Source organism: Microcoleus sp. B3-A4, assembly GCF_036705385.1.
Taxonomy (GTDB): domain Bacteria; phylum Cyanobacteriota; class Cyanobacteriia; order Cyanobacteriales; family Microcoleaceae; genus Microcoleus.
Genome location: NZ_JAUBUI010000080.1, coordinates 1 through 12,889, shown reverse-complemented (window position 1 = coordinate 12,889; position 12,889 = coordinate 1). Strand labels below are relative to the sequence as shown.

Sequence of the window (12,889 nt, the reverse complement as noted above, 5' to 3'; positions counted from 1 at the left end):
CAGTTGCAGCGTGAGAGATAGCACTAGGACAGTGAACGTTTGAGGAGGTGGGGCAATCGAAGTTACCAAGGTAGTTCGATCGCTCAGCCTCCAAATTTCGTCACTAGCGCACCACAGCTTTGCAAATTTGAAAACCCCACAGCAATTAGTTTTTAGCAATCGCTGGCAAATCTTTAACAGCAATTTTTTAACAAAGCTGCACAGGGGTCAATAATTTTGCGGGAAAGAAAAGCTGGCAAGCGCGATTCAGTCTCTCAAAAAAAGCCAATACCAGCACTAAAAGCCCCGAAGTCAGGGCTTTTTTGTATAGCTGCACATAATATTTTTAGAAGTTCGATCGAGTCGGCGTCAATAATTCTAATTAAGTTTTTTGGTGAGGAAGTCCGTCCTCAAAATAAATCAGCTAATATTTTTTTATATTTTTGAGTTAACTATAAAATCATGACAAACCAGCTAACTTTAGCATGGACAGAAGCTGGGGTGCGTCAAACTCAGACAATTGAAAACGGACAGCCGAGCAAAAGTCCGGGAACCGTGAGACTAGGGCGCGATCCGGCGAAGTGCGATATAGTATTTTCGCATCCCAGCGTATCCGGGCTGCACGTTGAAATATTTTTTAATCAGGAATTGCAGGAGTATGCAGTGCGGAATTTGCGCGAAAGCAATCCGCCGCTGGTAGACGGAAAAATTCTCGCCCGAGGCGAAGCAAAATTGAACTCGGGAAGTCACATCCATTTAGGGCAAGTGCAAATCGAGGTGGTTAATGTGACGGAGGTGCAGGTAGCCGCGCCCCAGACAGTTTTGCTGTCTGGGCCTCCCGCACCTGGTAACTTTCAGCAGACGGGGCCTTCAAAATACGGTTTGCAGTGTCCCAAATGCAGCCGAATTTCGTCTTACGCGCAGTTGAATGCGGGATGTCCGTGGTGCGGTACTTCTTTGGCGGCGGCGGCGAGTGTGGTGATCTCTCCGTGAGAGTTTGAAAAGGGGAAAATCGGGCTATCCGCTAAACACCCTCAACTTCAAAAATCTTTTTTTGCAGAAAGCTCAAAGCCGACGGCTGATGTTTAAAAAATAATCATGAATTCTCAACCCTTGCGCCTGCGACTGACTTGGACAGATACAGCTACGGGGGATTGTCGATCCCCGATACTCGACTTACCCATCGCTTTGGGACGAATTTTTGAAGCTATGCCCGCCACAATCAACGGGGAACGAGTTTCTCGAATTGCCCTCAGCAGCAGTCAAGTTTCTCGCTTTCACGCAGTGATTGGCACCGAAGGCAACAGTATTCTACTCACTGACACGGGCAGCCGCAACGGTACTTTTGTTAACGGCATTCGCCAAACCCGCTGCGTGCTGGCAAACGGGGATATGCTGCAAGTTGGGCCCTACGCGATCGGCATTTCTTTTGCTCTTAATTCCCCTGAAACGCCGTCGGTCAATTTTCACATTTTCTTTAACCCGCACACCAATGGGCCAGATCCCGCGTTGGGGCAGCCAGTAATGTTGCAGCTTCCTCAAACAAGTAGTAGGGGAGAATTTCCGCCGATCGAATTTTTGCAAGCTTCTCAAGTGTCAATGCGATCGCTCGAATCTAGGGGACTCCCTGTGACAGAAGTTGATTGGGCTGCCGTTGGCGGCGGTTTGGGCAGCTTTATTTGGGTGGATTTGCTGAGAATTTGCGGCGTGAAAATCGATCGAATTGCGGTTTTGGGCATGGAAAACCAGCCTTACGCCCGCTATCTGCGTCTGTGCCTGAATTCTCAAATTCCGCTGCGGGAACGCCTAAGATCGAATTCTGACTCTTGTCCAGACAACATTTGGGGGTGGCCTCCCTATGCTTTGCGGGAAGCTTGGCAGGAATTGCGGAAAGGGCGTTTGGGGATGTCGTTGAAGTTGATGTGGCAGGTGTTTGCTGAACCGACTTTTGCCGAAACTTATACGCCTCGCGCGGGGAATGTGTTTGATTCTATTGACAGGGAAGTCGATCGAATTGGGTGGAATCAGATGTTTCGCTACGGTAGAGTGCGGGGAATTCGCAAAACAGATGACGGCAGGTACGCGATCGCTTATTCTCGATCGAATGCGGATCACCGCGAACACGCTTTTTTAATCGCCAAATACGTACACTTAGCCACCGGCTATCCCGCCATTCAATTTCTGCCCGACTTGCAAGCTTATCGCGAAAAAACCCAGGATTTTGAGTCGGTTGTCAACGCTTATGAAAGCCACGACGGCGTTTACGAAAAATTGGAGGCCAGCGGCGGCAGCGTGTTAATTAGAGGCCGGGGAATTGTGGCTTCGCGGGTGGTGCAGCGGATTTACGAAGCGCGACAGCGGAACCGCAACATTCAAGTATTGCATTTGATGCGATCGCCCAAACCTCAAGGTAACAAATTTAAACTCGCTGAGCGAAGAGTCGAAAATCACTACGAATTTCAACCTTTCAACTGGCCGAAAGCTTGCTGGGGCGGGGAACTCCGCGTACTTTTGGAACAAGCCGCCCCGGAGTTGCGGCCGCAGTTGCTCACCGACTGGGGCGGCACTACCACAGCCCAGCGCAGCGACTGGCGGCGGATTGTCAAAGAAGGTTTAAGTCAAGGATGGTATCAAATTACCTTCGGGGAAGTCGAGCGAGTCGAGCGCGACAGTCAAAACCGCACGGTGACGTACATTCAGGAGAAGGAACTCAAGGGGCAAATTAAGTTAGAAGCTGATTTTATTATTGATGCTACGGGTTTGGACGCTAAGGTAAAAACCAGTCCCCTGTTAAACGATTTAGTAGTTCAATACAATCTTCCCCTCAACGGTTTGGGCCGGCTGAGTGTTAACAACGATTTTGAAGTGCCCGAATTGCGGAATTCTTCTGGTAGCAACACAGAAGGCCGGGTATACGCAGCAGGCGCGATTACTTTGGGAGGGCCTTACGCGCCGGTAGACAGTTTTTTGGGCTTGCAATACGCCGCCTTGCGTTCCGTTGAAAGTCTGGCCGCCAACCGAGTTCCGGGTGTGCGGAAATTGAGCGTTTGGCGATCGTCTGTACAGTGGTTGAAGTGGATTTTAAATAAATCTCCCGACTAACTTGAACGAGGAAGTTCGGCAACAAGCACTCTACAGGATTTAATAGATTTAAACAAGCTTTGCATTCAATCTCAAATCTAAAATATCACTTCAAAATCGAGCAATTTTGCCATGTAATCTAAAATCTAAAATCTAAAATCGCATGACTCCCACTTTATTCGGCCGTTGGCAAACTCGGTTACTGTTATTTGCAACCGTAGGCGTTTTAGTAACGCTGCCGTTTTTTATAGGTTTAATGACCTCCAAATCTGGAGCCATTTTTTTCTGGATTTTAGGGTATGTAGCGATTTTTGGTCTCGGCTGGGATGCTTTATATATCTACATTCAGCAGTTCCGCTGGGATCGAGATTGGCCAGGCGCGTTTCAATTACTCGCGGGAATTTGGGAAGCACTTTTTGTGCTATTTTTAATCAAAATTATCGGTTTGCCGGGAATACCTGCACAAGATTTTGACTTGGGAGCTTTTGCTTTGCATTATAGTTTAGTGTGGCTGGCTATTTATCTGGCATCGCAAACACTGATGCGGATTTTGTTTCCCCACTGGCGTTTCCGAGGCGGGCAATGGTTGTAATAATACCTGTAGGGGCGGTTTTTACCTACAATAATCGCCTCAAACCAATAATGTAATAAACCCGCCCCGGCTATTCTACCAATTCCCAATTCCCAATATAATTTATAGTCAGGGGTACCGAGCCCGGGGCACCCAACATAATTTATAGTAAGCTAAACTCAAAATTGCTGCGATCCTTTAATGCACCGTCCTCCTTGTATTTTCTCATTTTTTTCAGGTTCAGGCTTGCTCGATCTGGGTTTTGAGTCGATCGGCTTTAATGTAGCGTATGTCAATGAAATTTTCCCACCTTTCATGCAAGCATACCGCTATTCTCGGCAGTGTCTGAATTTGCCACTACCAGAATACGGATATTGCGAAGGAGAGGAAGCAGATGTAACTCGACTTGTGGGGGGAGAACCAGCTTTTCGCCTGCGGGAATTGATGCAGGATGCGCGCAAGCATCACGATATTGTGGGGTTTATCGCGGGGCCGCCTTGTCCTGACTTTTCTATTGGTGGCAAAAACCGGGGTGGGGAAGGAGATAAAGGTCAACTTTCAGCTTCATACATTGAATTGATTTGTCAGCAGCAGCCAGATTTCTTTTTATTTGAAAATGTCAAAGGTTTGTGGAGAACCAAAAAACATAAAGCTTTTTACTGCCAACTAAAACATCAGTTGGCTGATTCGGGATACGTTTTTGCCGAACGTTTAATTAATGCGATAGAATACGGAGTTCCGCAAGATAGGGATAGAATTATTTTGATTGGACTTAGAAAAAAAATTGTCCAAAATCTGGGCATTTCCCTAGAGGAAAAAAGCCCAATGTTAGCCGAAAGTTTATTTCCTTGGCAAAGTCAGGTATTATATCCCAAATCAGAAATTTTTTCTCATCCTTGGCCAGAGAGAACAGCCTTTGCAGATGATGGTTTCGTGCCTTGTCCTGATGGCATTCCCCAAGATTTAACGGTAGAATTTTGGTTCCAAAAAAATGACGTTCTCAACCATCCCAATGCCAAGCACTATTTCCAACCCAAAGCAGGCCTTAAGCGGTTTGCTTCCGTTGATGAAGGAGATGATTCAAAAAAATCTTTCAAGCGATTGCATCGGTGGCGTTATTCGCCAACAGCTTGTTACGGCAATAACGAAGTTCACTTGCACCCTTACAAACTTCGCCGGCTTTCTGTTGCAGAAGCACTGGCTATTCAGTCACTGCCAAAAGATTTTGCACTGCCGGCAAAGATGACGTTGACTAATATGTTTAAAACTGTTGGCAATGGGGTTCCTTATTTGGCTGCACAAGGTATTGCCAAAACAATTTTACAGTTTTTATCTCACTAAAAAAACAGAATAGCCAGATACCCGACTTTGCATAATTTGTCGGTATCTAAAACTATTTGTAGCGATAAGGGGCGCATTGCACACCCTATAATTATTAAAATTCCCAATTCCCAGACGTATGTCGTTTAACAGAGAAGTGTTATAATAAAGTGTTAAGGTTGAAAACCTATATTTTTTATTTGCCTGCAATTCGCCATGACCGTTAAACCCCGCCGCTATCACATCACTACTTTCGGATGCCAGATGAATAAAGCCGACTCGGAACGGATGGCCGGCATTCTGGAAAATATGGGCTTTGAGTTCTCGGAAGACCCGAACGAAGCTAGCTTGATTCTCTACAATACTTGCACGATTCGCGACAATGCCGAACAAAGAGTTTATTCTAACCTCGGAAGGCAAGCTCATCGCAAACGCCAAGAACCGGGTTTAACTTTAATCGTAGCTGGATGCGTGGCGCAGCAGGAAGGTGAAGCGCTGCTGCGGAGAGTGCCGGAATTAGACTTAGTAATGGGGCCGCAACACGCTAACCGACTTGAAGATTTGCTGGAACAAGTTTTTGAGGGCAATCAAGTCGTGGCGACTGAAGCTGTTGAAATTATGGAGGATATTACTAAGCCGCGCCGCGACAGCAAGGTGACTGCTTGGGTGAATGTAATTTACGGCTGCAATGAACGCTGCACTTATTGTGTTGTCCCGAATGTTCGCGGGGTTGAACAGTCGCGAATGCCGGAGGCTATTCGCGCGGAAATGGAGGATTTGGGCCGTCAAGGTTACAAGGAAGTAACTTTATTGGGGCAAAATATTGATGCTTACGGACGCGATTTGCCGGGGACCAAACCGGACGGCAGCCACCAGCATACTTTGACGGATTTGCTTTATTTTGTGCAGGATGTGCCGGGAGTCGATCGCCTCAGATTTGCTACTAGCCACCCGCGCTATTTTACGGAAAGATTGATTAAGGCTTGTGCGGAATTACCGCAGGTTTGCGAACATTTTCACATTCCTTTTCAGTCCGGGGATAATGATATTTTGAAGGCGATGTCGCGAGGCTATACTCAGGAGAAATACCGCCGGATTATTGATACAATTCGCCATTATATGCCGGATGCTTCGATTACTGCGGATGCAATTGTCGGTTTTCCTGGGGAGACGGAAGCGCAGTTTGAGAAGACTTTGAAGTTAATCGAAGACGTTGGTTTCGATTTGGTGAATACTGCGGCTTATTCGCCTCGCCCTGGGACGCCAGCAGCTTTGTGGGAAAATCAGTTGAGTGAGGAGGTGAAAGCCGATCGCCTGCAACGGATCAATCATGTGGTGACAACAACGGCGATGGAACGATCGCAGCGCTATTTCGGACGCACTGAAGAGGTTTTGGTGGAAGTCCAAAATATCAAAGATCCAACTCAGGTGATGGGGCGCACTCGCGGCAATCGTCTCACATTTTTTAAGGGCAATATTGCTGAATTGGCGGGTAAAATTGTGCGGGTTAAAATTACAGATGTTCGCGCTTTTAGTTTGACGGGAGAAATGGTGGAATAGTTGGGAGTTTTGGGTTTTGGGTTGAACCAAAAATAATGTTTGCCAACTCAACACTCAAAACATAAAGTGTAGGGTGTTAAATCGCAACTAGATTGGTGGTAAGAAGGAATCTAACATCAGCAGCAAATTATGCTGAAACTAATTGGCATTTGGCTGCCAATAACTATTCCTAAAAATAAGCATGACTAGAGTATTGACCGTTTATGTTTACTCCGGGAATATCGGGCTGCGCTGATAGACGATGAAGGTAATCAACTGTTTCAAGCCAGGGCAAGAAACCGGAATCGAATGCGGAGGGGAATGATGCTATTTTCGATAAAATGTGGCTGTTTGCTGTGGATTCTGGGGACGGTTTAACTGAAAATGGCCGGGGGGGAATTGAGGCTTTTCACAGGCGGGAGGGGGATTTTAACCGCAGAGATCGCAGAGGAGAGAGACGAAGAGTGGAACAGAGGAGATAAATAATCTTAAAGCGGTTCGTCTCTGCGTTAGCTGCGCTAACTGCGTGTATATTTGTCGAAAAGTCCTAGGAGTAGTGAAAAATGACAACGATGCGGATCGGGCTATTGTTCGGGGGGCGATCGGGCGAACACGAAGTCTCAATTAGTTCGGCGCGGGCGATCGCCCGTGCCCTCGCTGCTGACGAAAATGCCTCTAAATACGAAGTTCTGCCCTTTTACATTCAAAAAAACGGCCGCTGGCTGTCGGGAACATTACCTCAACAAGTCTTAGCCAGCGGAAAACCTCTGGAAATAGAGGAACAAACAGGACAAGACGACTCTCCCGCTGGACAGTTTCCTAATTTTAATGCCGTAGATGTTTGGTTCCCTGTTTTGCACGGGCCAAACGGTGAAGACGGTACTGTGCAAGGGTTACTGAAATTAATGCAAGTTCCTTTTGTCGGTTCCGGGGTTTTAGGTTCGGCGCTGGGAATGGATAAAATTGCGATGAAAATGGCTTTTGCTCAGGCTGGTTTGCCACAGGTAAAATACATCGCTGTCAACCGTTCACAAATCTGGTCTAATCCTTGCGTTTTCCCCAAACTGTGCGACCAAATTGAAGCTGAGTTGGGCTATCCTTGCTTTGTAAAACCAGCTAATTTGGGATCGTCAGTGGGAATTTCTAAAGCTCGATCGCGCGCTGAATTAGAAGCAGCTCTCGACAGCGCCGCCAGCTACGACAGGCGGATAATTGTCGAAGCGGGTGTGGTTGCTAGAGAATTAGAATGTGCAGTTTTGGGTAACGATAATCCCCAAGCTTCAACGGTGGGAGAAATTACTTTCCAAAGCGATTTCTACGACTACGAAACTAAATATACCCAGGGACAAGCCGACTGCTCAATCCCGGCAAAAGTCAGCAGTGCGATCGTCTCCCAAATCCAAGAAATGGCAGTGCAAGCATTTTTGGCTATAGACGCGGCAGGTTTAGCGCGAGTAGACTTTTTCTACATTGAATCCACCGGAGAAGTTTTGATTAACGAAATCAACACTTTTCCCGGCTTTACAGCTACCAGTATGTATCCGCAAATGTGGGCAGCGGACGGCATTTCTTTCCCGGAATTAGTAGACCGTTTAATTCAATTAGCTCTCGAACGGCACGGGGAAAAAGGTTGAATCGTGCGCTGCAAACTGCTGCCTTGCCAACAGCAACAAATATTTTTTTCGCGGGTGATATATCCATACCAGCGGAAACGATATAACATGGTTGTGGCAGGCACTGCCTGCCAGCAACCAAATTTTCGCTGCTGGTCGATCGACTGGGAATTTTCAGCAGTCGGGTATAAATTAAATGCACCCTAAAATGTTTAAGCGAGAACGGCGAATAGCAGCGTCAATCTCACATCTTTCATCTCAAATTTTAACTCGGTTAACTTAGATGAGACGTTTCACTCAACTGCCGCAGTGGTGGACTTACGGACTGGTATTTCCCCTAGCGGTACTCAACTGCTGGTTAGCCCTCCTAGTCTTTGAATATTTTCGCGCCCTGATTACAGTTTTGGTAGTGGCTACAGTGCTGTCTTTTTTGCTAGATTATCCAGTGCGCTTTCTGCACAGATACGGCTTGAAGCGCGATCGAGCAGTTTTGTCGGTATTGTTTTTGACTTTACTGGTATTGGTGGTTTTAGGTCTGACTCTAGCCCCCATTCTGCTAAACCAAATCACTGAACTCGCCACCAGACTGCCGACTTGGATAGTTTCTGGCACAGAACAGATTGAAGCGTTCAACAAGTGGGCGGAAAATCGCAATCTCCGCATTGATGTCAGCGGTTTGACTACCCAATTGAGCGATCGACTGTCAGCTCAATTGCAGTCTCTCACTGGCGAAATTCTCAAATTTGGCTTGGGTGCTGCAGACAGTCTGTTGAATTTCCTCCTCACAATAGTGGTGACATTTTACTTGCTCTTGCACGGCGATCGCGTATGGGAAGGATTGTTTAAATGGTTTCCCTCCAAGCAGAGTCTTCAATTGCGAGAGTTGCTGGCGCGAAGCTTCCACAACTACTTCGTCGGGCAAGCAACTTTGGCGGGTTTGATGGGACTGTCTATCACTGTTGCTTTTTTAATTTTGCGAGTTCCCTTCGGACTTCTGTTCGGTTTGGGTGTGGGTGTAATGACTATGATTCCCTTCGGGGCACCTTTCAGTATTTGCATTGTCAGTTTGCTGATCACATTAAACAACTTTTGGCTCGGCGTCACAGTTTTAGCTGTCGCTACAGTAATTGAGCAAATAATTGAAAGCGGGGTTGCTCCTCGGTTATTAGGCGGTTTTATCGGTCTCAATCCTGTGTGGATTTTAGTGGCGCTGCTGGTGGGGGTTAAGGTGGCAGGAATAGCAGGTTTGTTAGTTGCTGTGCCGATGGCTGGTTTTATTAAGAATACTGTTGATGTTTTGGAAATTTCGAGGAACAAGTCGAGGGAAGTCGATTCGGTTAGTTCCATTGAACCTATGGAGCAATAAAATTATTCCATAGGTTCAATTTTTAGATTTGAAGAGAGTTTTTGCAGGCTATCTTGATTTAGGTTTAGTCGGTACTTTAGCTTGAGGCTTTACAGGTTTTTTACTTCCTGCTTTAGGGTGAGGCTTTCCGCTGCTTTAGCGGCTATCCTTCCTGGATGCAGGCGGGGTTAAAAACTCCGTTTCTACGTTAACGTCGATCGCTCACAACGAAGATTTTGCCGAGAATCCTGGTTTTTTTGAGTGCAGGATTGTTGTTGACTTCGGATATCAATCCTGTGAAAACTTCGCGGGAAATGCGGAATATGCGAGCTGGCTATCGTAGTTTGTATTATCGCACTCAGACAGCAATTCGCCAGTGCAGACCCAGTTCGATCGCACTCAAAAGCTGCAACCCACACACAATTTTCCTGCGACTGTCCGGTTTCTACCCCAGCTTGTAGGGTAAACCCCACCAGTCAAGTAGATCTCATAAATGCTTGAATTAAAATTAAAGACCCTTTAGTTCTAAATTAATTACAGTAGGTACTAAAAATGCAAAACCATAATTATAACTCTCGCTCTCACTATCACCAAATCAATACTATGTCAACCAAAAATATGCCTGCTGACTCTCAGCGTTCTAGCCGTTTCTATTTGCCGAAAAAACTTGCTTTTTTATCCCTTCTTTTGCTCGGCTCCACCGCAACTGTTGGGTGTAACGCCCTAACTTCTCAAGTTCCTGGAAGTTCTAACGCCATTCAAGCTGAACCTTCAACTACAGCGCCAATTTCAGCATTGCCTGCGAATATACTGCCCTCTCAAGACTCTAATTTTGTTACTAAAGTTGTGCAGGAAGTTGGCCCGGCAGTGGTGCGGATCAATTCGTCTCGCACGGTGACGAACCAAGTTCCAGATGAGATACCCGAGCAATTCCGCCGCTTCTTCGGTTCAGAATCTCCGATTGCGCCGGGAAATCGGGTAGAACGGGGTTCTGGTTCGGGTTTTGTTTTTGGTTCTGATGGCCGCATTTTGACTAACGCTCACGTCGTTAACGGGGCGGATACGGTGACGGTAAAACTGAAGGATGGTCGCGAATTTGTCGGCAAAGTTTTAGGCGTAGATACAGTTACTGATGTGGCTGTTGTTAAAATAGAAGCTAACAATTTGCCTGTGGTGAATTTGGGCAAATCTGAAGAGTTACAGCCGGGAGAATGGGCGATCGCGATCGGCAATCCCCTCGGTTTGGACAATACTGTGACTGTGGGAATTATTAGCGCTACAGGCCGTTCTAGCGCCGATGTCGGCGTTCCCGACAAGCGCGTCAGCTTTATTCAAACCGACGCTGCGATTAATCCCGGCAATTCAGGTGGCCCGCTGCTGAACCAGCGCGGTCAAGTTATCGGTATGAATACGGCGATTATTCAAGGCGCTCAAGGATTGGGTTTTGCTATTCCGATCGATCGAGCACAACAAATTGCCGACCAATTAGTAACAGCAGGAAAAGCCGAACATCCTTATCTCGGCGTTCGGATGTTGAGCATTACTCCCGAAATCAAGAGAGAATTTAATCAAAATCCCAACACCAAATTGAGGCTGACTGAAGATAAAGGCGTGTTAGTTTTGGGAGTTGCGAAAAATTCTCCGGCGGCACAAGCTGGAGTTCGCCTTGCCGATGTGATCAAGAAAATCAACGGTAAAGAAGTCAGCGATGCTGGCAGCGTACAAGAAATTGTTGAGAAAAGTACAGTGGGCAGCGATCTGCAGCTTGAATTAAGCCGCGGCGGACAACCTGTCACTGTGGCGGTGAAAGCGGGTGCTTTTCCAGCGGAGCAGCAGCAGTAGAATAGTTGATTGAAACTTATCTTGCACCATTGTCAATAATCCTTTTATCAACAGGCAAGATGCCTGTTCCACAAGAAAATTTATCTCTTGTGGAACGGGCATCTTGCCCGTTCTTGACAATGGTGCAAGAGGTGAGTTTTAACTCATATGTTGCACCATTCTCAATTAGCCTTTTATAAACAGGCAAGATGCCTGTTCCACAAGAAAATTTATCTTTTGTGGAACGGGCAAGATGCCCGTTCTTGACAATTGTGCAAGATTTAAGGGCGTTGCTGATTCACGGTATGAATAAACTTTTCGCTTGATGTTACAAAACTCACCCTACTTGGCTTATAGCCATTCCGAAAACTTGAATTCATACTTGTATTCAGCAACGCCGATTTAAGTTTTAACCGACTTGTGCTGTGAGACGGGGGTTTAAACCCCGGCGGGATGTGGGGGGTACTCGTTATAGTAAGTTACCATAATTTATATGGGTTATTAAGAGGTAGAAAAATGGCTAACATTAATCGGAGGCGTACTGAAAATATTAACGGTAACTTTTATGTAGACAGTACCTGCATTGATTGTGATACTTGTCGGTGGATGGCACCTGAAGTATTTACTCAACAGGGTGAACAGTCTGCGGTTTACCACCAGCCAACTAACGAGATGGAAGAAAGGCGAGCGCTCGCGGCCCTTTTGTCTTGTCCTACAAGTTCGATCGGCACTGTTGAAAAACCCAAAAGCATCAAAGAAGTTCAGAAAAATTTGCCCGCCCTCGTAGCAGAAAATGTTTACCACTGCGGCTACCATTCAGAGAAATCCTACGCCGCAGCCAGCTACTTAATAGTCCGCCCAGAAGGAAACATTTTGGTTGATTCTCCCCGTTTTGTGCCGCCGCTAGTCAAAAACATAGAAGCAATGGGCGGCATTCGCTATCTGTACTTGACTCACCGCGACGATGTGGCAGATCATCAACAATACCAGGATCATTTTGGGTGCGATCGCATTCTCCATGCTGACGAAATTAACGCGGGTACTCGCAGTGTAGAAATTCAATTGTCGGGCAGTGAACCGCATCAAATCGCAGATGATTTGTTGATTATACCTGTTCCCGGTCACACGAAAGGTCACACAGTTTTGCTTTACAATAAAAAGTTTTTGTTTACTGGCGATCATCTTGCTTGGTCGGAAAGTTTGCAGCAGCTAGTTGGCTTTCGCGAAGTCTGTTGGTATTCTTGGCGGGAACAAATCAAATCTATGGAGAATTTGGCTAATTATGGCTTTGAATGGGTGTTGCCGGGACACGGCCGCAGGTATTATGCTGAGCGAGAAACAATGCGCGAGCAAATGCAAAAGTGTATTGCTTGGATGGTCGATGCTTAATAGATACTCGGCGGTTGAAACCGCTACTACACACACAAAGTCTGCCTACGCGGACTAAGAATAAGAGGGATTTTGTATTACGCTTTGGGAATCGCAACCAAAGTCATAGAATTAGCCGGGTAAGTTGCCTGAAATCCAGTATCACTGACACCTAATATCATGTCCGGTAGTACAACCATAGTAAAATAGCTAAGTATACCCTTTGTAAAAAGCATCCTATCTAACCAATGC

10 protein-coding genes are annotated in these 12,889 nt (G+C 46.4%); all 10 read left to right on the top strand.

The features are described 5' to 3' along the window. Positions 1-441: 441 nt before the first annotated feature. The 10 genes from QUB33_RS23640 (at position 442) to QUB33_RS23595 (ending at position 12,658) form a co-directional block, all read left to right on the top strand. Entirely contained in the window at positions 442-972 is a 531-nt protein-coding gene (locus QUB33_RS23640; protein ID WP_333355120.1) for an FHA domain-containing protein, read from the top strand. A gap of 105 nt (positions 973-1,077) precedes the next feature. After that, positions 1,078-3,081: an FHA domain-containing protein gene (locus tag QUB33_RS23635; RefSeq protein ID WP_333355117.1), complete on the top strand. Its 2,004-nt coding sequence runs from the start codon at positions 1,078-1,080 to the stop codon at positions 3,079-3,081. A gap of 142 nt (positions 3,082-3,223) precedes the next feature. Continuing rightward, positions 3,224-3,652 carry a hypothetical protein gene (locus tag QUB33_RS23630; protein WP_190733519.1) on the top strand — a complete coding sequence of 143 codons (429 nt, stop codon included), beginning with the start codon at positions 3,224-3,226 and terminating at the stop codon, positions 3,650-3,652. Positions 3,653-3,832: 180 nt separating this feature from the next. Then, positions 3,833-4,972, top strand: a complete 1,140-nt coding sequence (locus tag QUB33_RS23625) for a DNA cytosine methyltransferase (protein WP_333355113.1) — start codon at positions 3,833-3,835, stop codon at positions 4,970-4,972. A gap of 195 nt (positions 4,973-5,167) precedes the next feature. Next, positions 5,168-6,511: a tRNA (N6-isopentenyl adenosine(37)-C2)-methylthiotransferase MiaB gene (gene miaB, locus QUB33_RS23620; protein ID WP_333355110.1), complete on the top strand. Its 1,344-nt coding sequence runs from the start codon at positions 5,168-5,170 to the stop codon at positions 6,509-6,511. A 542-nt stretch (positions 6,512-7,053) separates the two neighbouring features. After that, positions 7,054-8,124, top strand: coding sequence for a D-alanine--D-alanine ligase family protein (locus QUB33_RS23615; protein ID WP_333355106.1), 1,071 nt, complete (start codon positions 7,054-7,056; stop codon positions 8,122-8,124). A gap of 262 nt (positions 8,125-8,386) precedes the next feature. Then, positions 8,387-9,469, top strand: coding sequence for an AI-2E family transporter (locus QUB33_RS23610; protein WP_333355103.1), 1,083 nt, complete (start codon positions 8,387-8,389; stop codon positions 9,467-9,469). Positions 9,470-9,705: 236 nt separating this feature from the next. Further along, the gene (locus QUB33_RS23605; RefSeq protein ID WP_333355100.1) at positions 9,706-9,909 is read left to right on the top strand and encodes a hypothetical protein; all 204 of its coding nucleotides are present in this window, start codon (positions 9,706-9,708) and stop codon (positions 9,907-9,909) included. Between the two features lie 91 nt (positions 9,910-10,000). Continuing rightward, positions 10,001-11,290, top strand: a complete 1,290-nt coding sequence (locus tag QUB33_RS23600) for an HhoA/HhoB/HtrA family serine endopeptidase (protein WP_333355097.1) — start codon at positions 10,001-10,003, stop codon at positions 11,288-11,290. 495 nt (positions 11,291-11,785) lie between these two features. Then, positions 11,786-12,658: an MBL fold metallo-hydrolase gene (locus QUB33_RS23595; protein WP_333355094.1), complete on the top strand. Its 873-nt coding sequence runs from the start codon at positions 11,786-11,788 to the stop codon at positions 12,656-12,658. Positions 12,659-12,889 lie beyond the last annotated feature (231 nt).

What these genes read in the sequence shown, in the direction of transcription:
- QUB33_RS23625 (WP_333355113.1), top strand. Translation starts at nt 3,833, where the DNA reads ATGCACCGTCCTCCTTGTATTTTCTCATTTTTTTCAGGTTCAGGCTTG.
- QUB33_RS23630 (WP_190733519.1), top strand. Translation starts at nt 3,224, where the DNA reads ATGACTCCCACTTTATTCGGCCGTTGGCAAACTCGGTTACTGTTATTT.
- QUB33_RS23595 (WP_333355094.1), top strand. Translation starts at nt 11,786, where the DNA reads ATGGCTAACATTAATCGGAGGCGTACTGAAAATATTAACGGTAACTTT.
- QUB33_RS23635 (WP_333355117.1), top strand. Translation starts at nt 1,078, where the DNA reads ATGAATTCTCAACCCTTGCGCCTGCGACTGACTTGGACAGATACAGCT.
- QUB33_RS23640 (WP_333355120.1), top strand. Translation starts at nt 442, where the DNA reads ATGACAAACCAGCTAACTTTAGCATGGACAGAAGCTGGGGTGCGTCAA.
- QUB33_RS23610 (WP_333355103.1), top strand. Translation starts at nt 8,387, where the DNA reads ATGAGACGTTTCACTCAACTGCCGCAGTGGTGGACTTACGGACTGGTA.
- miaB (WP_333355110.1), top strand. Translation starts at nt 5,168, where the DNA reads ATGACCGTTAAACCCCGCCGCTATCACATCACTACTTTCGGATGCCAG.
- QUB33_RS23615 (WP_333355106.1), top strand. Translation starts at nt 7,054, where the DNA reads ATGACAACGATGCGGATCGGGCTATTGTTCGGGGGGCGATCGGGCGAA.
- QUB33_RS23600 (WP_333355097.1), top strand. Translation starts at nt 10,001, where the DNA reads ATGCAAAACCATAATTATAACTCTCGCTCTCACTATCACCAAATCAAT.